The sequence below is a fragment of the Streptomyces sp. LARHCF249 genome (assembly GCF_052871255.1).
The window spans coordinates 595098-617601 of sequence record NZ_JBIXJQ010000001.1; the positions used below are offsets into that span (position 1 = coordinate 595098).

The 22504-nt window shown below is 73.0% G+C and carries 23 protein-coding genes; 9 read left to right on the forward strand and 14 right to left on the reverse strand.

The genetic code is table 11. The features are described 5' to 3' along the window. Positions 1-36 precede the first annotated feature (36 nt). From ACIPUC_RS02950 to ACIPUC_RS02965, 4 genes are all read right to left on the reverse strand, one after another. Positions 37-1014 carry a hydroxyacid dehydrogenase gene (locus ACIPUC_RS02950; RefSeq protein WP_446586769.1) on the reverse strand — a complete coding sequence of 326 codons (978 nt, stop codon included), beginning with the start codon at positions 1012-1014 and terminating at the stop codon, positions 37-39. 74 nt (positions 1015-1088) lie between these two features. Continuing rightward, positions 1089-2021, reverse strand: coding sequence for a carbohydrate ABC transporter permease (locus ACIPUC_RS02955; RefSeq protein WP_446586408.1), 933 nt, complete (start codon positions 2019-2021; stop codon positions 1089-1091). Continuing rightward, positions 2018-2833 carry a carbohydrate ABC transporter permease gene (locus tag ACIPUC_RS02960; protein WP_446586770.1) on the reverse strand — a complete coding sequence of 272 codons (816 nt, stop codon included), beginning with the start codon at positions 2831-2833 and terminating at the stop codon, positions 2018-2020. Before ACIPUC_RS02960 ends, ACIPUC_RS02955 begins: the two co-directional genes overlap by 4 nt. Before the next feature lie 216 nt (positions 2834-3049). After that, positions 3050-4378 carry an ABC transporter substrate-binding protein gene (locus ACIPUC_RS02965; protein ID WP_446586409.1) on the reverse strand — a complete coding sequence of 443 codons (1329 nt, stop codon included), beginning with the start codon at positions 4376-4378 and terminating at the stop codon, positions 3050-3052. A 299-nt stretch (positions 4379-4677) separates the two neighbouring features. Here ACIPUC_RS02965 and ACIPUC_RS02970 point away from each other — a divergent pair, with 299 nt between their 5' ends. Together ACIPUC_RS02970 and ACIPUC_RS02975 are read left to right on the forward strand one after the other, a co-directional pair. After that, positions 4678-5181 (forward strand): hypothetical protein, encoded by a 504-nt coding sequence (locus ACIPUC_RS02970; RefSeq protein ID WP_446586410.1) that lies wholly within the window; start codon positions 4678-4680, stop codon positions 5179-5181. Positions 5182-5335: 154 nt separating this feature from the next. Continuing rightward, positions 5336-6613 carry a hypothetical protein gene (locus ACIPUC_RS02975; RefSeq protein ID WP_446586411.1) on the forward strand — a complete coding sequence of 426 codons (1278 nt, stop codon included), beginning with the start codon at positions 5336-5338 and terminating at the stop codon, positions 6611-6613. 53 nt (positions 6614-6666) lie between these two features. Here the strand turns inward: ACIPUC_RS02975 and ACIPUC_RS02980 are convergent, their stop codons facing one another. Next, positions 6667-6966 (reverse strand): hypothetical protein, encoded by a 300-nt coding sequence (locus ACIPUC_RS02980; protein ID WP_446586412.1) that lies wholly within the window; start codon positions 6964-6966, stop codon positions 6667-6669. A gap of 62 nt (positions 6967-7028) precedes the next feature. After that, positions 7029-7934, reverse strand: a complete 906-nt coding sequence (cynR, locus tag ACIPUC_RS02985) for a transcriptional regulator CynR (protein ID WP_446586413.1) — start codon at positions 7932-7934, stop codon at positions 7029-7031. A 124-nt stretch (positions 7935-8058) separates the two neighbouring features. On the opposite strand from cynR, the gene ACIPUC_RS02990 reads away from it, so the two are divergent. Together ACIPUC_RS02990 and cynS are read left to right on the forward strand one after the other, a co-directional pair. Then, on the forward strand, positions 8059-8652 hold the full coding sequence (locus ACIPUC_RS02990; RefSeq protein ID WP_446586414.1) for a carbonic anhydrase: 594 nt from the start codon (positions 8059-8061) through the stop codon (positions 8650-8652). A gap of 55 nt (positions 8653-8707) precedes the next feature. Continuing rightward, on the forward strand, positions 8708-9178 hold the full coding sequence (gene cynS, locus ACIPUC_RS02995; protein WP_446586415.1) for a cyanase: 471 nt from the start codon (positions 8708-8710) through the stop codon (positions 9176-9178). A gap of 198 nt (positions 9179-9376) precedes the next feature. Here cynS and ACIPUC_RS03000 read toward each other — a convergent pair whose 3' ends face one another. Beyond that, complete coding sequence (locus ACIPUC_RS03000; protein WP_446586416.1) at positions 9377-9787, reverse strand: rodlin; 411 nt, start codon at positions 9785-9787, stop codon at positions 9377-9379. Positions 9788-9937: 150 nt separating this feature from the next. Here ACIPUC_RS03000 and ACIPUC_RS03005 point away from each other — a divergent pair, with 150 nt between their 5' ends. Continuing rightward, positions 9938-11401 carry an AMP-binding protein gene (locus ACIPUC_RS03005; RefSeq protein ID WP_446586417.1) on the forward strand — a complete coding sequence of 488 codons (1464 nt, stop codon included), beginning with the start codon at positions 9938-9940 and terminating at the stop codon, positions 11399-11401. Between the two features lie 66 nt (positions 11402-11467). On the opposite strand, the gene ACIPUC_RS03010 is transcribed toward ACIPUC_RS03005, so the two are convergent. Together ACIPUC_RS03010 and ACIPUC_RS03015 are read right to left on the reverse strand one after the other, a co-directional pair. Continuing rightward, entirely contained in the window at positions 11468-11647 is a 180-nt protein-coding gene (locus tag ACIPUC_RS03010) for a hypothetical protein (protein ID WP_446586418.1), read from the reverse strand. A gap of 71 nt (positions 11648-11718) precedes the next feature. Further along, a complete protein-coding gene (locus ACIPUC_RS03015; protein ID WP_446586419.1) occupies positions 11719-12159 on the reverse strand; it encodes a YciI family protein in 441 nt (146 codons plus the stop codon). A 238-nt stretch (positions 12160-12397) separates the two neighbouring features. Between ACIPUC_RS03015 and ACIPUC_RS03020 the strand changes: the two genes are divergently transcribed. Beyond that, complete coding sequence (locus ACIPUC_RS03020; protein ID WP_446586420.1) at positions 12398-13147, forward strand: hypothetical protein; 750 nt, start codon at positions 12398-12400, stop codon at positions 13145-13147. Here ACIPUC_RS03020 and ACIPUC_RS03025 read toward each other — a convergent pair. Further along, positions 13083-13793 (reverse strand): lysophospholipid acyltransferase family protein, encoded by a 711-nt coding sequence (locus tag ACIPUC_RS03025; protein WP_446586421.1) that lies wholly within the window; start codon positions 13791-13793, stop codon positions 13083-13085. The genes ACIPUC_RS03020 and ACIPUC_RS03025 overlap by 65 nt on opposite strands. A gap of 332 nt (positions 13794-14125) precedes the next feature. Between ACIPUC_RS03025 and ACIPUC_RS03030 the strand changes: the two genes are divergently transcribed. Next, the gene (locus ACIPUC_RS03030) at positions 14126-16405 is read left to right on the forward strand and encodes a serine hydrolase (protein WP_446586422.1); all 2280 of its coding nucleotides are present in this window, start codon (positions 14126-14128) and stop codon (positions 16403-16405) included. A gap of 77 nt (positions 16406-16482) precedes the next feature. Here ACIPUC_RS03030 and ACIPUC_RS03035 read toward each other — a convergent pair whose 3' ends face one another. The 4 genes from ACIPUC_RS03035 to ACIPUC_RS03050 form a co-directional block, all read right to left on the reverse strand. Further along, a complete protein-coding gene (locus ACIPUC_RS03035) occupies positions 16483-17277 on the reverse strand; it encodes a hypothetical protein (RefSeq protein ID WP_446586423.1) in 795 nt (264 codons plus the stop codon). Further along, positions 17277-18554, reverse strand: a complete 1278-nt coding sequence (locus ACIPUC_RS03040; RefSeq protein ID WP_446586424.1) for a VWA domain-containing protein — start codon at positions 18552-18554, stop codon at positions 17277-17279. Before ACIPUC_RS03040 ends, ACIPUC_RS03035 begins: the two co-directional genes overlap by 1 nt. Before the next feature lie 69 nt (positions 18555-18623). Continuing rightward, positions 18624-20261 (reverse strand): FAD-dependent monooxygenase, encoded by a 1638-nt coding sequence (locus ACIPUC_RS03045; protein ID WP_446586425.1) that lies wholly within the window; start codon positions 20259-20261, stop codon positions 18624-18626. A gap of 147 nt (positions 20262-20408) precedes the next feature. Next, complete coding sequence (locus ACIPUC_RS03050; protein ID WP_215140516.1) at positions 20409-20819, reverse strand: organic hydroperoxide resistance protein; 411 nt, start codon at positions 20817-20819, stop codon at positions 20409-20411. A 126-nt stretch (positions 20820-20945) separates the two neighbouring features. On the opposite strand from ACIPUC_RS03050, the gene ACIPUC_RS03055 reads away from it, so the two are divergent. Continuing rightward, positions 20946-21422 (forward strand): MarR family winged helix-turn-helix transcriptional regulator, encoded by a 477-nt coding sequence (locus tag ACIPUC_RS03055; protein WP_446586426.1) that lies wholly within the window; start codon positions 20946-20948, stop codon positions 21420-21422. A gap of 47 nt (positions 21423-21469) precedes the next feature. Next, on the forward strand, positions 21470-22504 hold the full coding sequence (locus ACIPUC_RS03060) for a PHP domain-containing protein (protein WP_446586427.1): 1035 nt from the start codon (positions 21470-21472) through the stop codon (positions 22502-22504).

Here is a 22504-nt window from a genome sequence, read left to right on the forward strand (position 1 = left end):
TGGCCGTTCTCCTACGGGGTGTCGTGCCGCACGGGGTCACGCCGAACGCGGCAGCTCGTCCGGGCCGACGCCGTGGGCGAAGGGCCGGCCCTGTGCGTAGCGTTCCACCTCGTCGATCGCCCAGTGCGCCATACGGGTCAGCTCGTTGCCGAGGGAGCCCGCGATGTGCGGGGTGAGGAGCACGTTGGGCAGGGTGTAGAGGGGCGAGCCCGCCGGGGGCTCTTCGGGGTCGGTGACGTCGATGACGGCGTGGATGCGGCCGGTCCGCAGTTCGGCGACGAGGGCGTCGGTGTCGACGAGGGAGCCGCGCGCGGTGTTGACGAGGGTGGCCCCGTCGGCGAGCCGTGCCAGCAGGTCCGCGTCGAACATGTGGCGGGTCTCGGGGAGTTCGGGTGCGTGGATGGAGACCACGTCGCTGCGCTGGACGAGTTCGTCCAGCGGGAGCGGGGACACGCCGAGGGCCGCGGCCTCGGCGGGGTCCACGTACGGGTCGTACAGCAGCACGTCGAGGTCGAAGGGGCGCAGCAGCTCGATGACGCGGCGGCCGATGCGGGAGGCTCCGACGATGCCCACGGTGCGCCGGTAGTTGCCGTGTCCGGTGAACCAGGGCAGGAGTTCGTACGCGGCCTGCTCGCGGCGGTAGCGGCGGGCGCTCTCCAGGACCCGCTTGTTCGCGAACAGGATGGCGGCGAGGGTGAACTCGGCGACGGGCCGGGCGTTGGCGTCGGCGGCGGAGGAGACGGTGATGCCCCGCTCCCAGACGGCCGGGGTGATGTGGTGCTTGACGGATCCGGCGGCGTGGACGACGGCCTTGAGCGCGGGCAGCCGGCGCAGCGCGTCCGCGTCGAGGAGCGGGGAGCCCCAGTGGGTGAACAGGACCTCGGTGCGGGCGAGCAGCTGGGGGTCGGCGGCCCGGTAGTCGGTGACGAGCAGCGCGGTGTCGGTGTCGGCGATGCGGGGCAGCCGCTCGAGCGCGGCCGCTTCGAGGAGGGTGCGGTGGATGGTGGCGCCCATGGCCAGCAGGGTGCGCGGGGGTCCGGCCGCGGCCGGGTGCCCCTGTTCGCGGAGGGGTGCGGTGGTGGTCACGGTCACTTCACCGCGCCCGCGGTCAGGCCCGAGCGCCAGAAGCGCTGGAGGCAGAGGAAGGCCACGGCGAGCGGCAGGACGGAGACCAGGGAGCCGGTGATGAGCAGGGCGTACTGCTCGGGGTACTGGGTCAGGGTGGCGTTCCAGTTGAACAGGCCGAGGCCCACCGGGTAGAGCTCGTGGTCGTTGAGCATGACCAGCGGGAGGAAGAAGCTGTTCCAGCTGCCGGTGAAGGAGAAGAGGAAGACGGTGACGAAGGCGGGCGCGAGCATCGGCAGGGCGACGGAGCCGAAGATGCGCAGTTCGCCGGCGCCGTCCATGCGGGCGGCCTCCAGTGTCTCGCCGGGGACGTAGCCCTCGGAGAAGATCCGGGAGAGGTAGACGCCGAAGGGGCTGACGAGGCCGGGGATCAGGATGGCCCAGTAGCTGTTGACGATGCCCGCCTTGGAGGCGAGCAGGTACATGGGCAGGGAGATGACGGTGGCGGGGACGAGCAGGCCGAGGAGGATGAAGCCGTACAGCTTCTCCTTGCCGCGGAAGTCGTACGTGTCGAAGGCGTAGCCGGCAGCGAGGCTCAGCAGGGTCGAGGCGAGCGACCCGAGGACCGAGTAGACGAAGCTGTTGAGCAGCCAGCGTCCGAAGATGCCGTCGTGGTACGTGAAGAGGTCGCCGAGGTTGGCGAACAGGTTGAAGTCGCCGAGGGTGAAGCCGGGCTTGCCGAAGAGGTCCGCGTTGTTCTTGGTCGCGGCGAACAGCAGCCAGGTGAGCGGCATCAGGGTGTAGAGGGCGGTCAGGGCGAGGAGGCCGTTGACCGCGGCTTTCGAGGCGAGGATCCGGCCGCCGGCGCGCGGGCGGCGGGGCGGGTGCGGGTGGCGGCGGCGCGGGGTGCCGTCGGGCGCGGGGTGCGTGGTCTTGTCCGCGGTGAGGGTGCTCATGCTTCCTTCCACCGGTTTCCGAGCCTGGTGACGGCAAAGGACAGCAGGGCGCCGAGCAGGGCCAGGATGAGCGAGGCCGCGGCGGCGATGCCGTAGTCGTGCTTGGAGAAGGCGGCCTGGTAGATGAACATCGTCGGCGACCACTCGGGTGACAGGCCGGTGGCGTCGTAGCGGAAGGTCTCCGGCTCGGTGAACAGCTGGATGGCGCCGATGCAGGTGAAGAGGGTGGTGAGGACCACCGAGGAGCGGATCATGGGGAGTTTGACGGACAGGGCGGTGCGGATGGCGCCGGAGCCGTCGACGGTCGCGGCCTCCAGCGTTTCGCGGGGGATCGCCTGCAGGGCCGCGTAGAAGATCACCATGTTGTAGCCGATCCACTGCCAGGCGGTGGCGTTGGCCATCGAGAAGAGGATGGCGTCGTCGCCGAAGAAGTCCACTCGGGCGCCGGCCCGGTCGAGGAACTGGTGGATGGGGCTGAGGCCCGGGGTGTAGAGGAACACCCAGATGATCGCGGCGATCAGGCCGGGCACCGCGTGCGGCAGGAACGCGGCGAGCTGGAAGAACCGCTTGGCGCGGGCCAGGGACGAGTCGATGAGCAGGGCGAGGGCCAGGGCTCCGCCGATCATGACGGGGATGTAGACGGCGCAGTACGCCGCGATGTGCAGGAAGCCCTTCTGCAGGGCGGGGGCGGTCAGCGCCCGGACGTAGTTGTCGACACCGCTGAAGAGGGTCCGCGTGCCGCCGAAGCCGAGGCCGGAGGACTGCTCGCGGAAGAGGCTCAGGTAGGCCGCGTACCCGATGGGCACGACCATGACGGCGAGGAAGAGCAGGACGAACGGTCCGATGAGCAGGGCGGCGGCGGTGCGTTGACCGCGCCGGCTGCGGCCTGAGCGCCGCGTGCTGCTGGGGGCGAGTGGTGCTGCCACCGGGGCACCTCCGGGGCCGGGGAAGGACGGGCGGGGGACGGGGGGTGCGAAGAGGGGCCGGGGCCCGGCGGCGCGGTGGGCGCACCGGACCCGGCAGCCCCCTTACCTGGCGAGCTTCAGACCGCGGTCGTTGATCAGTTTCTCGGCCGTGGCCTGCGCCGTGTCGAAGGCGGAGGCGAAGTCGCCGTCCTGGGCCTTGGCCAGGGCGGCGACGAGCTCGACCGAGGTCGCGTTGTGGACCGGGCTCCAGACCCAGCCGGTGGCGATGTTCGGGACCTGCGCGGAGGCGGTGGCGTAGATGTCCTGGCCGCCGTAGAACGTGGTGTCGAAGGAGGCCTTCGCCGTCTCGCGGAGCGTCTCGTCGGCTGGCATGGCGCTGGAGGTGCCCAGGCTCAGCCGGGCCTTGACGGCCTCGGGGCTCGTGGTGGCCCACTTGATGAACTCGGCGGCGGCCTCGGCCTTCTTGCTGTCCTTGATGACGGCGAACGAGGAGCCGCCCACCATGCCGATCTTGCCGTCACCCCAGCCGGGGAGGGCGACGGAGGCCCACTTGCCCTCCTGTTTGGCCTGCTCGGTCTTCAGGCTGCCCGCGCTCCAGGAGGCGCCGAGGCGGGTGTACACCTTGTTCTCGGAGGCCGCCTTGGTCGACTCGGGGCTCCACGCCTTGTGGTTGAAGACCAGGTCGTTCTTGACCAGGTCGCCCCAGTAGGCGGCGACCTTCTTGGTGGCGGCGTCGTTGATGTTCACCTTCCAGGCGTCGCCCTCGGTTCCGTACCACTTGGCACCGGCCTGTTGGGCCAGGCCCGCCCAGGTCGCCGACTCGTCGCCCCAGAAAGAGGTGATGCGCGCCCCGGGGTCGGCCTTCTTGATCTCTTCGGCGGCCGTTCTGAACTCCGCCCAGGTCTTGGGGACGGCGATCTTGTGCTGCTCGAAGAGGTCCTTGCGGTAGTAGAGCATCTGCGGCGCCACGTCGAAGGGCGCGGCCCACTGCTTGCCGCCGAGGGTGACGAGGGCCTGGACCTGCTCGGGCTGCTTCTTGACGGTGGGTCCGAGGAGCTTGGAGGAGTCGGCGAGCAGCCCCTGGGTGACGAGGTCGGGGACGGCCTGGTACTCGATGTTCATGACGTCCGGGCCGTTGCCCGCCTTGACGGCCGCGGCGAGCTTGTCGTAGCCGCCGGCCAGGCCGGCGGGCACCTCGGCGAACTTGACCTTGATGGTGTCGTGGCTCGCGTTGAAGGCCTCGGCCGTCTGCTTCGTGCCCGGCATCCAGGACCAGTACGTGATCTCCACCGGCTGGGCGGCGGTCCCGCCGCCCGCGGCCTTGTCGGAACCGTCGCCGTTGCCATCGCCGCAGGCGGTGGCCAGAAGTCCCAGGGCGGCGAGGGAGGCGGTGGCGGCGGCGATGCGGAACGAACGTGAAGTGCGCGACATGGCACGGCTCCTACGGGGGCCTCGTACGGACGGGGTGGGGTGAACGGGCACCATCGTTTGTCCGAAACCGATCGCCGTCAAGGGTGAACGCACATAACAATCGAATAGACGGGCGTCTTCCGTGCGTTATCGATCGAGATGCTCAATACGTTCACACGGAGGTGCCAGGGGCGGCTTCCAGCCAGTCATTGAGCTGCACCTGACAATTCAAGGTCCCTGTGCCACTCTCCGTGACGCACTCCCGCGAGGCCTCCGGGCCCTCGCATCACCCCCACAAGGACGTGGCAAGGAGGAGCGACATGAGGCACATCCCCACGCTCACAGGACTCGCCGCACTGGCGATCGCGGCAACCGTCGTCGGCACCTCGGCGGCGACCGCGGCGGGGCCCGCGGTCGACCAGAAGGTGGACGGGGTCATCGTGGTCGCCGGCAGCACCTGCACCTGGACCAACGCGAGCACCAGCGCCGTCCCGCCGAGCGCCCTCACCGTCGACCGCACCACGATCAACAAGCCCGGCGGCAACCTCACGTGCAACGGCAGCATCACCGCCACCCTCAACAACAACCCCGCCTTCACCTTCGACGACGCCGGCGCGGTGGCGAAGACGGACGCCATCGACATCACGGGCCAGCAGAGCTTCATCTCCTGCCGGTACAAGGCGACGAATCTCGTGTGGGACCGGAGCGGGACCACCCGCAAGTACACGAACCGGCCGTTCACGGCCACCAAGACCTCGGGCAGCTTCCTCTGTCCGGGCTCGGTCTCCACCGCGGCCGGGGACGCCTCCATGCTGTTCCACTGAGCACCGGCCCGCGCCGGCCCGGCCCCGTCCGCGCACGCGCCGGAGGGGGCCGGGCCCGCAGCCCGCGATGAACTGCCCTCAGCTCCCCTGCCGAGACCGGTCGTTGGCGATTGCACGGGCGCATTCCGAAGATCTAGATTCACGCCCCACGAGCATGTCACGCAGGACGATCATCAAGGGAATGGCCGCCGCGCCGTTCGTCACCGCGGCCGGCGCCGCCCTCGTCCCCGCCACGGCCGAGGCGGCCACCATCACCCCCGGCCAGTTCACCCTCGCCGAGCGGACCTCCAACGCGTCCGGTCCGTTCGCGGACCACCTCGCGGGCCTGGCACAGAGACTGCCCCGCGCGCAGATATCCGACGTACTGGCCGTCGCCAACCGCGAGGCGACCCGCCTCTCCTCGGCCCCCGCGGGCATCGGCGGCTTCTCGCACGGCTTCACCTGGAACACGGGCGACCAGGACGCGGTCGAGTGGATCCCGCAGGGCGTCACCACCAGCGCGGACGCGCTCGGCGCCGGTCTGTGGCCCGCGGGCGGCAAGCGAGTGGTCCTGGTCTCCTGGTACTTCGAGACCGACCCCGACAACAACGGCGTCGAGGACTTCGACCTCGACAAGGGCATCCGCGTCAGCTTCGTCGACCACACCTCGGCCTCCGCCCCCGTCTACCGGCACGTTCTGCTGGTGGAGCCGGTCCGCGGGGCCGGCGGCACCTTCACCTACGAACCGGTCCGCAAGCACGCCGGCGGCATCATGTGGTACGGCAACCGGCTGTACGTCGTGGACACGTACAAGGGCCTGCGGGTCTTCGACATGGACAGCATCTTCGAGGTCAGCACCGGCCTCCCGGACGCCTGCGGGCGGCAGGCCGACGGCAGTTACCACGCCTACGACTACCGTTTCGTCCTTCCGCAGTGCGGCGCCTACGACAACACCGGCACGCTGCTGCGCTTCTCGGCGATCGGCCTCGACCGCGCCTCCAGCCCGGACAGCCTCACCGTGAGCGAGTACGCGACCAGCCTCACCAGCCCCGTGGTGGACTACTCGGGGACCGGCTGGAACGGCAACGGCACGAAGGTGGACCTCCCCAAGGTCGTCCGCTGGCCGCTCGACTACACGACCCGCAAGCTCGCCTCCACCACGGCCACTGAGGCCGTCACGGTCAAGCAGGGCAAGATCCAGGGCGTGGTCTCGCGCCAGAGCAAGCACTACTTGTCGCAGAGCAACGGCCCGTCCTCCAACGGCTACCTGAAGACGGTCGCTTCGGGCACCGACGTTCCCTCCACCGTCGTCCGCCTGGGTGTCGGCAGCGAGGACCTCAGCTTCCACAGCGGCACGACCACCGACTGGGCCTACCGCGAGTCCGTGATCTGGAACCTGAGCGAGTACGCGGGCCGGCGCGATGTCTACGCGGTGTTCGCCGACGGCTCCTGAGACGGCTGCCGCGGGGCCCGGACGGCGGGGAGCGCCCCCTGCGCCGGCGGGCCCTACCGCCGCCGTCCGGTCGGCCCCCTGCCGCCCTTCCCCGTCTCGGGGGCGATCAGCGCCGTCATTCCGGGGTCCAGCTCCGCGCCGTCCACGAGTACGGCCTCGACCGTCCGGGTGGCCGGGTCGATGTCCGCCTCCATTCCCTCCCCCACATAGCGCGGGTAACCGGAGGCGCCCGTCTTGCCGGTCGCCTCGACGACCGCCGATCGCAGGGGGTGGTCCGCCTGGGGCGCGCCGCTCCGGTTCTTGACGTGCTCGGGTACCAACAGGATCTCGAAGCGCTGCGGCTCGGTGCTCATGTCCCGACGCTAGCGCCGGGCACCCCCGAGCGCACGGTCAGCGCCCGGCCCGCGGCAGGGCGCTACGCGGGACGGTAGCCGCGGGCCCGCACCAGGCGCCGGACGAGTCCGGTGAAGGCGCGGGCAGCCGCGCTCTCGTACGCGCTCTGCCGGCGCAGCAGCGTGACCGTGCGGGGCGGGAGGGCGGGCTCGAGCGGGACGGGCCGCAGGTGCGGATGGTCGTGGGTCACGGCGTCGGGCAGGACGGTGGCCAGCGGCGTGCGCCGGACGATCTCGATCAGGGCCTGGACGGAGTTCGCCTCGACGGCGACGTGCGGCCGCACCCCGTGGGCGGCGAGGTAGGCGTCGATGTGACCGCGCGTGGCGAAGTCCCCGCTGAGCAGGGCCAGTCGGCGCTCCGCCAGGTCGCGTACGGGGAGTGCCTCACCGCCGGGCGGGTCGCTCGCGCCGGCGGCCGTGACCAGGCCGAGGGTCTCCGTGAACAGCGGGGCCGCGGCGATGCCCGGCAGGTGCGGCCCGTGGAAGGCGAGGCCGAGGTCGTGCTCGTCGGCGAGCAGACCGGACTCGATGCGGTCCTGGGGCATCTCACGGACCTCGAGGGTGATGCCGGGGTGGGCCGTGTGGAGCTCCGCGGTGAGCGGGCCGACGAGGTACGCGGTGAAGGTGGGGGTCAGCGCGAGGCGCAGGTGTCCGCGCGAGAGGTCGGCCAGGTCCGTGACGGCCCGCTCGGCGGCCGCCAGGTCCCGTAGCGCGCCGCGCGCGTAGTGCGCGTAGGTGGCGCCGGCGTCGGTCAGCCGTACGGCGCGGCCGGTGCGGTCCAACAGCTGCACTCCCACGGTCCGTTCGAGTTGCCTGATCTGCTGGGACAGGGTGGGCTGGGAGATCCGCAGCTCCTCGGCGGCGCGGGTGAAGCTGCCGTGTTCGGCGACGGCGATCAGGTAGCGCAGGTGACGCAGTTCCAGGCCCATGCCAGGAACTGTAGATGGCATCGATAGGTGGGATGGATATTGCGTCTTGGACACAATAGATGCAGGTCATGCATGGTGGAACACGTCAAGCCCCACGGGGCGCATCCCACCTGAGGGAGTGACCATGCACGACCTTTCCGATGGCGTCGCACGCTTCCAGCACGAGGTGTTTCCGGGCAAGGCGCGCCTCTTCGCGGACCTGGCCGAGGCGCACCGGCCGGCCACCTTGTTCATCGGCTGCTCGGACGCCCGCGTGGTGCCGGAGCTCATCACCCAGAGCGAGCCGGGCGAGCTGTTCGTCATCCGCACGGCCGGAAATCTGGTCCCGGCCTACGCGCCCGGCCCGGACGGGGTGACGGCGAGCATCGAGTACGCCGTGGCCGTCCTCGGTGTCACCGGCGTCGTGGTGTGCGGGCACTCCGCCTGCGGGGCGATGACCGCCCTGGCCGAGGGCACCGACCTGAGTGGCGCCGCCTCGGTCGCGGGCTGGCTGCGGCACGCGGACGCCTCGCTCGCCAGGACGGCGGGCACCGGGCCCGGCCGCGTGGCCGCGCTGGTCCGCGAGAACGTACGCGCCCAGCTGGCGAACCTGGCCACCCATCCCTCGGTCGCCCGCGCCACGGCCGCCGGGAGGCTCACCCTGCGGGGCTGGGTCTACGACATCCCCACCGGCGGGATCGCCGAGGTGACCGGCTCCACGGCCGCCGCGGCCGTCTGAGCCCCTCCACCCCCCTGCCCCCCTCCCCTCCACCCGTTTCCGGAAGGACACCCCCATGCCGCACGCCCAGTTCGACCCCACCGCCCGCCAGGCCCTCGCCGTCGCCGCCGTCGAGGCGAAGACCCGCAAGGACCTCTCCTGGCAGCAGCTCGCGGACTCCACCGGTCTGTCGGTCGCGTTCGTCACCGCGGCCCTGCTCGGCCAGCACCCGCTGCCCGAGGCCGCGGCGCGGTCGGTCGCCGGGCTGCTGGACCTGGACGAGGAGGCGGTCCTGCTCCTGCAGACCATCCCGACCCGCGGATCGGTCCCCGGCAGCGTCCCGACCGACCCGACGGTCTACCGGTTCCACGAGATGCTCCAGGTGTACGGAACCACCCTGAAGGCCCTGGTCCACGAGCAGTTCGGGGACGGCATCATCAGCGCGATCAACTTCAGGCTGGACGTCCGCAAGGTCGCCGATCCCGAGGGCGGGGAGCGCGCCGTCATCACCCTGGACGGCAAGTACCTGCCGACGAAGCCCTTCTGACGGGGCTCCTCACGTCAGAGAGCCTCTCGCCGGTCGGGCGAGAGGCTCTGTGACGTGAGGACCGGTGCCCGTCCCGGCGGCCTTGCGGCCGCCGCACGCCTGCGGCAGTGCCGGATCAGCGGATCCGGGTGGAACAAGCCGGGGCCCCTTGGGCACTCGCGCGGGCGTCGGAGGCCCCGGCTCGCATGGGGGACGGCGTCAGCTGCCGGCCGAAAGGTTGCCCGACAGGATCGGGATGTTGCTGAGGATGTGCGAGAGCGGCTCGTCACCCTTGGCCTGGGTGGAGTTCTCGGTGCACTGCTGGTTCATCGGGTTGGACAGGACGTTGATGTCCTGGACGCCGACGTTGACGAAGGCAAGGATCGACTGGGCGTTGACCTTCGCCGGCAGGCCGATGCAGGGCTTGTTCAGGGTGCCCTGGACCAGGCCGAGCTGCGGGCTCAGGTCGCCGTGGGTCTTCTGGTTGCCGTAGATCTGGTGGGCGCCGTTGCCGTTGACGGTGTTGATCCCGTTGTCGTTGCCGATGGCCATGGCCGGGGCCGCGGCAGCGGCGCCCGCGCCGACCGCAGCGGCGGTGACAGCGGCGGCGGTCATAATCTTCTTGATCATTATTGGTCCTTCTCTTGCACGAGTGCACGGTGGTGAGCGCCTTGATCAACGTTCGGCCTCACCGCAGGTTGCGCGAGTTCACCCGATCAGCCCCCTGAAGGGGCCGGAGAGGCAGGTTTGAGCAGGGTGGCCGCACGGTATGTCACGGAATTGACAAGCGCGTTGGAGCGGTACGCGGACCGGCCCGCCATCGGTGTCGGGCCCGCCGTCATGTCGTACGCGGACGTCCTGGCGGACACCTGTCGGCTGGCCGGGGTGCTCGTGGAGGCGGGGGTCGGGCGCGGATCGGGGCTGGCCTGTGTGGCGGGCCACAACCGGCCCGAGGTCCTGCTGGTGCGGCTGGCCGCGCACGTGCTCGGGGCACGGCTGACCCAGGTCATCGCCGGACCGGCGCTGTACGGGCTGGAGTTCATCCTGCGCGACTGCCGGCCCGACCTGGTGCTGCACGACACCCCCGTGCCCGACACGGGCACGCCCCGGCTGGGACTGGAGGAGGTGCTGCGTGCCGCCGCCGGCCGAGACCCGGCGCCGATGGAGGTACGCGCGCGGGAGGAGGACGTGGCCCGGGTGACGTACACGGGCGGCACGACGGGACTGCCCAAGGGGGTGGCCTCCACCTTCGGGGCGATGGCCGCGCGCAACACCGTACGGGCGGCGGACTGGGCGGATCCCGTCTACCTGTCGGTCACCTCGCTGGCGCAGCGCTCCGGGGGGCGGTCCCTGGAGCAGCTGCGGGCCGGGGGGCGGGTGGAGGTCCTCGACCCGTTCACGCCCGGGGAGTTCGCCGCCGCCTGCCGGCGGCTGGGGCGGGTGTCGACGTACCTGACGACCTCGATGGTGTACCGGCTGCTCGACGATCCCGTGACCGCCGCGGGTGTACCCGGGCTGGAGGCGGTGTCGTACGGGGATTCGCCCGTCCTCCCCGCCCGGCTGCGGGAGGCGGTGACCCGATGGGGCGGACGGTGGCAGCAGGGCTACGGCATGAACGAGGCCGCGGTGATCTGCCGCCTCACGCCCGCGGACCACGCCGCGGCGGTGGCCGGCCGGCCGGAACTGCTGGCGTCCGTCGGGCGGCCCGTGGCCGGGGTGGAGGTCGAGGTCCGCGACGAGGACGGCACCTCGGTGCGCGCCGGAAGCACGGGGGAGGTCTGGATGCGGTCGGGGGCGATGATGGCCGGGTACTGGGGCCGGCCCGATCTGACGGCGTCGGCGCTGCGCGACGGCTGGCTGCGGACCGGGGACCTCGGGCACTTCGGCGAGGACGGCTACCTGTACCTCGACGACCGCGTCAAGGACGTGGTGATGGTGGACGGGGACAACGTCTACTGCGTGCCGGTGGAGGCCGCGCTCGCCCGGCATCCCGCCGTGGCCGAGGCGGTGGTGGTAGGCCGGCACAGCGACCTCACCGGCGAGGAGGTGTGCGCCTTCCTGGTACCGGCGCCGGGGTGCGCGCCCGGCGACACGATCGCGGGCGAGGCCTGTGACCTGGTGGAACGGGAGCTGTCCCCGGCGCACCGGCCGACCACGGTCTTCTGGGAGCGCGCGATCCCGCTGACCGCGCGGGGCAAGCCGGACAAGCGCCGGCTGCGGGACCTCGCGGCGGGCGGTTCCTAGGACGCGGCGGCGCAGGTCCGGAACCGGAGGCTGCGCGGGCTGCTCACGGGCCCCGCTCGTCCGCGGCTACGCGGCGGGCACCACCGAGGCGCGTATCGCCGCGGCCCACTCCGCGAGGAGCATGGCGTGCCGGACGCGCTCGGCGTCGGACAGGCGGCCTTCGGCGCGGGCGAAGAGGCCGCGGATGTCGGCGTTGATCTCGGCGAGGGGACGTTCGGGGGCCGGGTTGTCAGGGGTCGGGCTCACATGATCAAGAGTAGGCGGTGCCACTGACAACGGTGACCGCCGTCCGGGATGCGGACGGCGGACGTCCGAGATCAGGACCCGGCGTCCGCCGCCTTCCCCGGCTCCGGGTCCGGGGCCTCGCCCACCGGGTGGACGACGACGGGATAGTTCGGCGCGCCCTCGGGCATCGGACAGGCGTAGGCGCGCGCGGCGATCTCGGCGGCCCGGGCGAAATCGGGGACGTCGACGATCCAGTACCCGGCGATGACCGCGCTGGATTCCCCGTACGGCACGTCGGACACGTGCGGTGTGCCGTCCGCCCCGGCGGTCACCAGGCGGGCCTGGCGGGGTTCGGCGAGGCCCTGGCCGTCGACCCACTCGCCCGACGCGGCCAGCTCGTCGTTGAGTGCTCCCATGTGGTCGAACATCGCCTTGAGGTCGGCTGCCGACCAGGCCGGGCTGTCACCGCTCGCCTTGCCCGCCATGGCTTCGTAGTCGGCCTGCTTGCCCAGGACCATCAGCATGTACTTCATGGGGTGGCACTCCTTCCGCCCGCCGGCAGCGGTCACTCCCATTCCGACACATCGGCGGGGGCGGCGCGACCTGGTCACCGCCGCCCGCCGCCCGCTCCACCGGCGTGGGCGGCGGGCGGCGGGCGGCGGGCGGCGGCGTGACCGAACCGTCGCCGCCCCGATGCCTGACCGGCCTCGTCGGCGCGGCGCGTGCTTGTTAGGTTCCTGCCTCAGCTGACCTGGAGGAGAACCGATTCCCATGCCCGCATCCGCCGAACGCCGCAGGGCCCTCACCGCCGCGGCCGCGGCCGCCGTGCTGCTGGCGAGCCTCACCGGCCTCACCGGGTGCGGGGACGAGGACGGCGGGACCCCGGCGGCCGCGTCCCTCTCCGGGTCCGCCCCCGCTTCGGCGTCGGCGGACGCGTCGGCCACGGCGGGCACCACCTCCGCCTCTCCCTCCGGCTCACCCTCCGTCTCCGTCTCCTCATCGGTCCCGGCGTCCCCGTCCGCACAGCCGGTCCCGGCCCCTGCCACGACGCGGGCCACGCCGCCGCCGGCGGCCCCGACCCGGCTGCGGGCCGCGGTCGACACCCGGGGCGGCGGGCTCGCCCTCGTACGCGGCGGCGCCGCACAGGAGTTCACCGTCACCCTGCGGAACGGGAACTCCGCCGAGTACCGGCATCTGCTGGTCGCCTTCCAGATGGAGGCTCTCGTGGGCGAACCGGGTGACCAGCCGGGCACCGGACCGGGCTTCGTCCTGGAACGCTTCGACGCGGCCTCGGGCACCTGGCGCGCGGCGGCGCTGCGCGTCGCCAACGACCGCATGCCCGAGTCGATGTTCACCGGCGGAGGTGCGCTCGCCCGCGAGGGCGTGCGCGTGGAGCGCTACCGGCTGCGGGCGACCGCCGGCGGGCCGACGGGCAGCAGTCCCCTGATGGTGTCCTTCATCGACACGGACGCCGACCGCGAGGCCGCGGCCCAGGTGCTTCTGGCGCACGCCACCCGCTGACGGGCTCGCCCAGGAAGAGCGCCGCGGTGCGCCAAGCGGCCGTGACCGCCCGGCGGGCCTGCTCCGTCGCCTCGGGGACCCGGTCGGGGAGGTGGAGCGGCGAGCCGATGTGCACGTGCAGGCCGGGCCTGCGCAGGGGTGCGGTCAGGGCTCCGGCGAGCTGCTTGGCCCGGCTGCCCGAGCACAGCCGGCGCGCGCCGGCCTGGCCCACGGGTACGACCGGGGCGCCCGTGGCGGCGGCGAGCCGGGCCAGGCCGCTGCGGAACGGACCCGGTGCGGACTCCCCCGCGTCGCGGCGGCCGGGCAGCCCGCCTTCCCCGTAGAGCAGCACGCTGCGGCCCGCGGCGAGGGCGACGGCCGCGGCGTCGAGGGAGTCGGCTGCGCGGTGTGTGCCGCGGTGGACGGCGATGTGCCCTTCGCGCCGCAGCGCGGCCCCGAGCAGCGGCACCCGCCACAGGCCGCCGGTGGCCAGGATGACCGGCTCGATCCCGTACCGGCGGAGCGCGGCGACCACGACCGCGGGATCGGCGAGGGAGGTGTGGTTGGCGACGAGGATGCTGCCCCCGGCGGGCCGCGCCCCGGGGTCGGCGGTGACCGTCAGCGTTCCGAAGGCGGGTACGACGGCGGCGGCGAATCGGCTGAGCATGGACGGCCCCGTTCGGATGGCGCGGTGGTGGTGGTGTTCGGTTCCATCGTCGGCGGCTCCGCCGGCACGGTCATGAGTAGCCGTACTCACCGGGCGTGGGCGGCGCGACCCCTATGCGAAGTCGAGTTCTTGCGTTTTCCGAGTGTCCGAACCGGAGGCGTACCCCTCGTCAACACGGCGGGGAATATGACCAAACGGTCACAGCTTGGGCCTGCGGGAACGCAGCGGCCACCCCGGACATCTAGCCAACCGGCGCGGCTCCATGGAGGGCCGCGCCGGACGTGTTGGCACGACCGGCGGGAGCCGGGTACGAGGGGCAAGGCGGGGCTGGGATGAAGGCGACAACCGTGGCGGGCGATACCCCCGACAATCCGGAGGCCGAGCAGACGAAGGCCCCGACACCGGGCCCCGGCCCGGCCATACCGGCCCCGACCCCGCCGCCCGCCGAGCCCGAGGCCCAGTCGGAAGCCGAGCCGGAGCCGGAGCCTGAGGCTGAACCGGAGCCTGAGGCCGAGCCCACGGCGAAGGCGGAGGCCGCGCCTCTGGCCGGGGGCAAGGCCGAAGCAGAGGCGGCGCCCCAGGCCGAGGTCGAGGCGGAGGCGGAGGCGGAGCCTGCGTCTCGGGCCGAGGCCGGCGTGGAGGCAGAGGTCGAGGCCGAGCCCGAAGCCGAGGTCGGACCTGAGGCAGGGGCCGAGCCCGAGGTGGCCAAGGGCGAGCCCGAGGCGGCCGGGGGCGAGCCTGAGTTCGCGACGGAGAGCAAGCCCCAGGCCGAGTCCCCAGCACGGGCGTCGGCCGAGCCGGAAGCCGAAGCCGCGGTCGAGCCTGACGTCCGAGCCGAGGCCGGAGCGGACGCGAAGGCCGCCCCTGAAGCCGAAGCCGAAGCCGAAGCCGGGGCCGAAGCCGGGGCCGAGACCGAGGCAAGCCCCGACGCCGGGGCCGAAGTACCGGCCGACGCCCCGGTAGCCGACGGGGCCGCGGTCGAGCCTGACGGCGAAGTCGAGGCTGCGACCAAGGCCGAGACCGAGACCGGGGCACCGGCCGACGCCACCGTGCCCGCCGGCGCCGAGGTCGGAGGTGCGGGGTCGGGGGACGCCGATACCGATGCGGTCGAGGCCGAGGAGCCGGCGGGAGCCGGTGAGCCTCGGCGGGTGCCCTCCTGGGCGCGGGCGGCCGAGAGCGACTCCGAGCGGACGAGCAAGTTCGTCGCGCTCAAGCCCCTGGACACCCCGGCACCGGCAGCCGAGCCCCGGCCCGGCCCGGCCCGATCCCCCGCACCCGCGGTCACCCCACCCCCCGCGGCGGCGGCCCCGGCTCCGCTCGAGCTGCTCGCCGAGCTGACCAACCCCGCTCCCCCGCCGCAGACCCCGCGCCGCAGGACCCTGCGCCGCGTCACGATCTGGACCCCGGTCCTGCTGCTCCTCGCCGGCGGGTTCGCCGGCGTCCAGCTGCTGCGCCCGCTGCCCGCCCCGAAGCTCGTCGCGGCCGAGACCGGCCACACCGTCGACGGGCAGTTCTCCATCCCCTGGCCCGCCAAGGGCCAGGGCGCCGTCCGCATCGCCGGCTCCGGCGACATCGGCACCTTCGGCGAGCAGAAGCCCGTCCCGATCGCCAGCGTCGCCAAGGTGATGACCGCCTACGTCATCCTCAAGAACCACCCGCTGAAGAAGACCGACCCCGGCCCCGCGATCAAGGTCGACGCGAAGGCCGTGGCGGACGGCACCGCCGAGGACGAGTCCCGCATCGCGGGGCTCACCGCCGGGACCGAGTTCAGCCAGCAGGACATGCTCAAGATGCTGATGATCCCCTCGGCCAACAACGTCGCCCGCCTGCTGGCCCGCTGGGACACGGGCAGCGACTCCGAGGCCGCGTTCGTCGAGAAGATGAACGCCGCCGCCAGGGAACTCGGCATGACGAACACGACGTACACCGACCCCAGCGGCCTGGACGCGGGCACCGTCAGCACCGCCGCCGACCAGCTGAAGCTCGCCCAGGCCGTCATGAAGGACGAGGCGTTCCGCGCGATCGTCGCCCTGCCCAGCGCCACGATCAAGGGGCTGCCCGAGCCGCTCCTCAACAACAACGACCTGCTCACCACCGCCCAGGGCCTGAGCATCAGGGGCATCAAGACCGGCTCCAGCACGCCCGCCGGCGGCACCCTGATGTGGGCGGCGTACAAGTCGGTCGGCGACGAGACCCCGCTGATCCTCGGCACGCTGATGGACCAGCGCGTGGACGGCCCGGACCCGGACGCGAGGAACAGCCTGAAGCTGGTGAAGGCGAACAGCAAGAAGATCATCGAGGCGGTACGGGCGGCACTCGCGTCGGCCCCGGTCGTCCGCAAGGGCGACACCGTCGGGTACGTCGACGACGGGCTCGGCGGCCGTACGCCGCTGGTGGCCGCCAAGGACCTCAACGTGATCGGCGTCCCGGGCCAGCAGTTGAGGCTCACCCTCGCGGCCGGCGCCCCGAAGCTGCCGCACACCGCCAAGGCCGGCACCGAGGTCGCCGTACTGACGGCGGGCGAGGGCGAGGGGGCCAAGAGCGTGCCGGTGGCGGTCGGCGGCGAGCTCGCCGAGCCCTCCTTCGGGACCAGGCTCACCCGCCTCGGCTGAGCCGCAGCCGGATACCGGAACGGCCGCGGCCCGGGGGATGCCCCGGGCCGCGGCCGTCCGCCGTGGTTCCGCCGTGCTCAGGCGCCCGGCGGCACCCGGGACGGGCGCCCCGAGCCGCGCGTCAGGGAGTAGCCGAGGATGCCCGCGAGGGCGCCCAGCACCCCGCCGGCCGCGGTCCAGATCCAGCGGTCCGACCACCAGCCGCCGGACCAGCCGTCCTCGGGCTCGCGCAGCGCGCCGGACACGGTGGCGGGCACCAGCGGCGTGGACAGGGCTCCGTCCACGGCGTAGGCGCCGCCGGTCTCCTGCACGGAGGCCTCGACGGCCGCGCGGATCGGCAGACCGAGGTCCTCCTCCGGTACGTCGGCGACGGTCAGCCGTACGTAGTAGCTGCCCGGCAGCGGGTCGTTGGCCCACTGCTCGGCTCCGGCGCGGACCGTGCGCAGGGTGCAGGACAGTTCCACCGAGGCCGCTTCCCGGGCCGCGGCCCGGGTCTGCGTGCCGTAGGTGCACGCCTGGCGGCGGCGCAGGCCGTCGTACACGTCGAGCTGCCAGGTCGAGGCGCCGTGCCGGACCTTGGCCTCGGGCAGGGTGACCGTGGCCCTCACGGTCATGCGCTGCTGCGCGTCGACGGGCAGGACCCAGTAGAGGTAGTCGCCGGTGGACGCGCCCGCCGTGGCCTTCTGGCCGGGGCGGAACGCCGCGGCGGTACGGAAGCCGGTACCCGCCTCGGTCGGGGCGGCCTGGTCCTCGGCGGAGGTCGAGCGGGGGCTGGGGCTCGCCGAGGGGGTGTCGGCCGAGGCCGTCCCCGTCACCGTGAGGGCGGCTGCCGCGGCCAGCAGGGCGGTGGTCAGGGTGCGTACGGTACGCATCAGTTGGTCCTCCAGACGGAGATGCGCCAGCGCGAGATCCATCCCCACACCACGCCGGCGGCCAGCCCGGCGAGGGCCAGGACGGCCAGCAGCCACCAGCCGCGGCCGAGGCCGAAGGCGGCGGCGTCGGACGCATCGCCCGGTCCGTCCACCACGTCGATCGTCAGCTCGACGGGCATGCCGGGGGTGGTCTTGACGGAGGCGGGGGCGGAGAAGGAGTTGCTGACCTGGAGGCAGACGGTCTCCGGCGCCTCGTTCGCGGCGTCGTCCGCCGCGTCGATCTCGGCCTTCGGGTAGCGCAGTCCGGTCGACAGGACGTCGGTGCGGCCGTCACCCGCCTCCGAGCCCCGTACGATCTCGCGGCCGTGCACGGTGGTGGCGCGCAGCAGGAGGCCGTAGTCGTTGTTGACGGCGCGGTCGGCGGCGATGCTCACCGAGGCGCGCAGCTCCTGGCCGGGGCGGACGTCGACCCGGTACCAGCGGTGTTCGCCGAAGGTCTCGCGGTCGCTGTAGAGGCCGGGCACCAGCACGGGCGCGTTCGCGCACTGCTTCGCGCCCTCGGTGGCCACGGGGTTGACGACCGGTTCGGCCGCCCGGTCGATGAGTTGCCTGACCCTGCTGGAGAGTTCGGCGGTGTGCTGCACCGAGGTGTAGGTGCCGCCGGTGGCCTCGGCGATGCAGGTGAGCTGGGCCCGGATCTTGGCGTCCGGGACCAGGCCGAGGGTGTCGATGACCAGGTTGATGCCCTTGGCGGCGATGTCGCGGGCGACTTCGCAGGGGTCGAGCGGGGCGCAGGTGTCCTCGCCGTCGGTGATGAGGACGATCCGCTTGGTGCCGTCGCCGCCGTCGAGGTCCTGGGCCGCGGCGAGCAGGGCGGGGCCGATCGGGGTCCAGCCGGTGGGGGCGAGGGTCGCGACGGCGGTCTTCGCCTCGGTCCGGTTCAGCGGCCCGACCGGGTACAGCTGCTTGGTGTCCTTGCAGCCGAGCGCCTTGTCCTCACCGGGGTAGGTGGCGCCCAAGGTGCGTATGCCGAGCCGCACTTCGTCGGGGACGGCGTCGATGACCTCGTTGAAGGCCTGCTTGGCGGCGGCCATCCGGGACTGGCCGTCGATGTCGTTCGCCCGCATCGAGCCGCTGACGTCGAGGACGAGATCGACCTTCGGGGGTTCCTTCGCCGTCGGCCCGTCGGCGGCGGTGGCGCTCGCCGGGAAGAGCCCGACGGCCAGGGCGGCGAGCAGGCCGCACGCCCGGGCCGCAAGCCGTTTTCTTGTGATCATCGCCGGATCGTATTGAGGATCCTCCGGCATTCCAAAACGGCGCCTCGGCCCGGGTCTTCCGCGGTGCGGCTACTCCTGGGGGGCCGGGGCGAAGGTGGTCGCGAGATGGGCGGCCAGCGCTGCGGGGTCCGGTGGGGCGAGGCGGGCGGCGAGGTAGCCGTCCGGGCGGATCACGAAGGCGGTCGGCCCGTCCACCGCGTAGAGGCGGGCGAATTCGCCGCCGGTGTCGCGGTACGCCGGCAGCCCGCTCGGCTCGGAGTCGGCCGGTGCGCCGGGGTCGAGGATCACGCAGGTCTCCATCCGGCCCGCCGAGGACTCCCGTGCCGTCCGGGCGAGTTCGCCGGTCCCCGGCCCGCTGCCGTGGACGAGCAGGACGTGCCCCCGGTCGCGCAGCAGGTCGTACAGGCGGAGCGGGTAGGCGGCGATCTGCCCGGTGAGGCCGCCGCAGTCCGGTGCCCGGTCGCCCGGCCGGGGTCCCGGGCCCTCGCCGGTCGGGTCCACGACGGGGCTGCCCCGGTAGGAGACGAGCAGTTGCGCCTCGCGCAGCATCACGGTCCGCGGGTCGTCGGGGTCGGCCTGGACTCCTGCGGCGGCGTGCCGCACGGTGCGGCCGACGACTTCCTCGCCGACGGGGCGGCGTTCGGTGTCGTAGCTGTCGAGGAGGCGCGGGTGGGCGCGGCCGTCGACGGCGAGGGCGAGTTTCCAGGCCAGGTTCCAGGCGTCCTGGATGCCGGTGTTCATGCCCTGGGCGCCGGTCGGCGGGTGGATGTGCGCCGCGTCTCCGGCGACGAAGACCCGGCCGTCGGCGTACCGGTCGACGATCCGGTGGCTGATGCGGAACACGGAGGTCCACCGGATGTGGGAGGCGGTGGCCGGTCGCGGCGAGAGCCGGTCCAGGACGGTCTGGACGTCGGGCAGTCCGGGGGCCCGGCCGGTCTGCAGGCCGTGGGCGACGCCGTCGTCGACGGCGTCGGCCTGCTGTGCGGCGGAGAGTTCGGGGGGTACGAACATCGACATCCGGTAGCGGCCGCGGCCGGGCAGCGGGATGCACACCAGCACGTCGTCGACCGCGCCGTCGGCGCCCCTGTGCATCGCGCGGACGCCGTACCCGTGCGGGAGGTCCCAGTCGACCTCCACGTCGGCGAGCATGAACTCCTCGGGGAAGGCGCCGCCCTCGTAGCTGAGTCCGAGTCCCTTGCGCACGATGCTGTGCGCGCCGTCGCAGCCCACCAGGAACCGGGTCCGTACCTCTTCCTCCGCGCCGGAGGGGGTGAGCAGCCGGCTGGTCACCCCGTCGGCGTCCTGTGCGAACGACACCAGCTCGGTGCCGCGCTCGACCGCGGTCCCGAAGCGGGCCAGGAACTCGTCGAGGATGCGCTCGGTCTCGTACTGCGGCAGCGCGGCGAACCCGTACGGCACCTCGGGCGGCAGCCGGAGCTCGAGGCGGGGCTGCTCGGCGCCGTCGATGTACGTCAGCTGCCCGCGCATGGGGACGGCCGCTTCCAGCACGGAGCGGACCAGCCCCATGCGGTCCCAGAGCTCAAGGGTGCGCGGCTGGATGCCCACCGCCTTGGCGAACGGGAGCCGGGCGGGCAGCCGGTCGACGATCCGGCAGGAGATCCCGCGTCTGCGGAGCTCCACGGCGGCGGTCAGCCCGACCGGGCCCGCGCCCGTGACCAGGACGTCTGTGGTGAAGGTCTGCGCCACTGGCGCCTCCCGGCGTGCGGCCCCCGGCGGGCGGCCCCCGTACGGGGCGGTGCCCCTCCATGGTGGCCGCCCGCCGGACGTCCGGCATCTTCACCCGGTCGACGGCTCGGCCGGGTGCTCGATGCCTCTGCGCCTCTGCGCCTGCCTCTACTCGATGACGAGGTCCACGTCGATGTTGCCGCGCGTGGCACGGGAGTACGGGCAGACCTCGTGCGCCTGCTTGACCAGCAGGGTGCCCGTCTCGCCCGCGAGGGACTCGGGGAGCTCGACGCGCAGGACCGCGGCCAGGCCGAAGCCGGCGCCGTCCTTGCCGATGGAGACCTCGGCCGTGACCGACACCTCGCTGGTGTCGACCTTGGCCTGGCGGCCGACCAGGCCGAGGGCGCTGGCGAAGCAGGCGGCGTAGCCGGCGGCGAAGAGCTGCTCTGGGTTGGTGCCCTGTCCGTTGCCGCCGAGCGCCGGGGGCATGGCGAGGGCGAGGTCGAGCTGTCCGTCGGAGCTGACGGTGCGGCCCTCGCGGCCGTTGGCGGTGGCGACAGCGGTGTACAGCGCGTCCATCGGAGTTCCTCTCGCAGAAATGTCCGTTGCGGCGGCCGGTGGTCGACCGCGCTCCACCATTAGAGCACGCAATTCAGTTGTGCACAATTAAATGCCTCGCAAGCCCTCCCCGGGTACACTGGCTCCATGACCGAGAAGCCGACCGCACTCCACCCCGACCAGGACTTCCTGCGCCTGGACGGCCAGATCTGCTTCGCGCTGAACGCGGCGAGCCGCGCCTTCGGCGGTCTCTACCGCGTGGTCCTCAAGGACCTGGGCCTGACCTACCCCCAGTACCTGGTGATGCTGGTGCTGTGGGAGCACGGGGAGCTGCCGGTCAAGGAGATCGGGCAGCACCTGCGCCTGGACTCCGGGACGCTGTCCCCGCTGCTCAAGCGGCTCGAGGCGGCCGGCCTGGTCCGCCGTGAGCGCAGCACCGAGGACGAGCGGTCCGTGCACGCCCGCCTCACCGGGGAAGGGGCCGCGCTGCGCGCCCGCGCGGCGGAGGTCCCGCGCCGGATCGCGGCCGCTACCGGCTTCGAGCTGGCCGAGATCCTCGAGCTCCAGACCCGCCTGAACCGCCTCACGGCCGCCCTCGACGCCGCCGTCCCGCAGGAGGCGTAAGCGGGCGGAGCGCCGGACACTGGGTCCAGGAGGCAGGAGGTACGCCGATGGACCCGGTGGCTGCGCTGGACCGGATCGCCTTCCTGCTGGAACGCGCCCACGAGCCCACCTACCGGGTACGGGCCTTCCGTACGGCCGCGGCCGCGGTCGAGCAGATGGGTGAGCGCGAGACGGCCGAACGCGCGGCGGCCGGTTCCCTGGAAGCGGTCAAGGGCATCGGCCCCAAGACCGCCCGGGTGGTACGGGAGGCGCTCGGCGGGTCCGTCCCGGGCTACCTGCAGAAGCTCGAGGACGAGGTCGCCGCGCTCCCCGGGGGCCCGTCGGCCACGCCCGCCGCCACCGCCCTGCGCGCGGCGCTGCGCGGGGACTGCCACGTGCACTCGGACTGGTCCGACGGAGGCAGCCCGATCGAGGCGATGGGCCGCGCCGCGGCCTCGCTGGGGCACGAGTACGCCGTCCTCACCGACCACTCGCCGCGGCTCACCGTCGCCCGGGGGCTCTCCCCGGAGCGGCTGCGCGAACAGCTGCGGGTGGTGGCGGAGCTCAACGAGAGCTGGGCACCGTTCAGGCTGCTGACCGGCATCGAGTGCGACATCCTCGACGACGGTTCACTGGACCAGGAACCCGACCTGCTCGACCGGCTCGACCTCGTCGTCGCCTCCGTCCACTCGAAGCTGCGGATGGACGCTCCCGCCATGACCCGGCGGATGCTGGCGGCCGTGCGCAACCCCCTGATGGACGTACTGGGCCACTGCACCGGGCGGCTGGTGACCGGCCGGGGCCGGCCCCCGTCCCAGTTCGACGCCGAGGCCGTCTTCGCGGCCTGCGCGGAGTCCGGTACCGCGGTGGAGGTCAACAGCCGGCCCGAGCGGCTGGACCCGCCCCGGCCGCTGCTGCGCCTCGCCGTGGCAGCCGGGACCTTCTTCGCGATCGACACGGACGCGCACGCCCCCGGCCAGCTGGACTGGCAGTTCCTCGGCTGCGAGCGGGCCGCGGAGTGCGGGGTCCCGGCCGAGCGCGTGGTCAACACCTGGACGGCGGACCAGCTCCTGTCCTGGACCCGCACCCGGCGCGCGCCGTAG

Coding starts and splice junctions, on each gene's coding strand:
- ACIPUC_RS02950 (WP_446586769.1), bottom strand. CDS start 1,014: ATGGGCGCCACCATCCACCGCACCCTCCTCGAAGCGGCCGCGCTCGAG.
- ACIPUC_RS02955 (WP_446586408.1), bottom strand. CDS start 2,021: ATGAGCACCCTCACCGCGGACAAGACCACGCACCCCGCGCCCGACGGC.
- ACIPUC_RS02960 (WP_446586770.1), bottom strand. CDS start 2,833: ATGGTCGTGCCCATCGGGTACGCGGCCTACCTGAGCCTCTTCCGCGAG.
- ACIPUC_RS02965 (WP_446586409.1), bottom strand. CDS start 4,378: ATGTCGCGCACTTCACGTTCGTTCCGCATCGCCGCCGCCACCGCCTCC.
- ACIPUC_RS02970 (WP_446586410.1), top strand. CDS start 4,678: ATGAGGCACATCCCCACGCTCACAGGACTCGCCGCACTGGCGATCGCG.
- ACIPUC_RS02975 (WP_446586411.1), top strand. CDS start 5,336: ATGTCACGCAGGACGATCATCAAGGGAATGGCCGCCGCGCCGTTCGTC.
- ACIPUC_RS02980 (WP_446586412.1), bottom strand. CDS start 6,966: ATGAGCACCGAGCCGCAGCGCTTCGAGATCCTGTTGGTACCCGAGCAC.
- cynR (WP_446586413.1), bottom strand. CDS start 7,934: ATGGGCCTGGAACTGCGTCACCTGCGCTACCTGATCGCCGTCGCCGAA.
- ACIPUC_RS02990 (WP_446586414.1), top strand. CDS start 8,059: ATGCACGACCTTTCCGATGGCGTCGCACGCTTCCAGCACGAGGTGTTT.
- cynS (WP_446586415.1), top strand. CDS start 8,708: ATGCCGCACGCCCAGTTCGACCCCACCGCCCGCCAGGCCCTCGCCGTC.
- ACIPUC_RS03000 (WP_446586416.1), bottom strand. CDS start 9,787: ATGATCAAGAAGATTATGACCGCCGCCGCTGTCACCGCCGCTGCGGTC.
- ACIPUC_RS03015 (WP_446586419.1), bottom strand. CDS start 12,159: ATGAAGTACATGCTGATGGTCCTGGGCAAGCAGGCCGACTACGAAGCC.
- ACIPUC_RS03020 (WP_446586420.1), top strand. CDS start 12,398: ATGCCCGCATCCGCCGAACGCCGCAGGGCCCTCACCGCCGCGGCCGCG.
- ACIPUC_RS03025 (WP_446586421.1), bottom strand. CDS start 13,793: ATGCTCAGCCGATTCGCCGCCGCCGTCGTACCCGCCTTCGGAACGCTG.
- ACIPUC_RS03030 (WP_446586422.1), top strand. CDS start 14,126: ATGAAGGCGACAACCGTGGCGGGCGATACCCCCGACAATCCGGAGGCC.
- ACIPUC_RS03035 (WP_446586423.1), bottom strand. CDS start 17,277: ATGCGTACCGTACGCACCCTGACCACCGCCCTGCTGGCCGCGGCAGCC.
- ACIPUC_RS03040 (WP_446586424.1), bottom strand. CDS start 18,554: ATGATCACAAGAAAACGGCTTGCGGCCCGGGCGTGCGGCCTGCTCGCC.
- ACIPUC_RS03050 (WP_215140516.1), bottom strand. CDS start 20,819: ATGGACGCGCTGTACACCGCTGTCGCCACCGCCAACGGCCGCGAGGGC.
- ACIPUC_RS03055 (WP_446586426.1), top strand. CDS start 20,946: ATGACCGAGAAGCCGACCGCACTCCACCCCGACCAGGACTTCCTGCGC.
- ACIPUC_RS03060 (WP_446586427.1), top strand. CDS start 21,470: ATGGACCCGGTGGCTGCGCTGGACCGGATCGCCTTCCTGCTGGAACGC.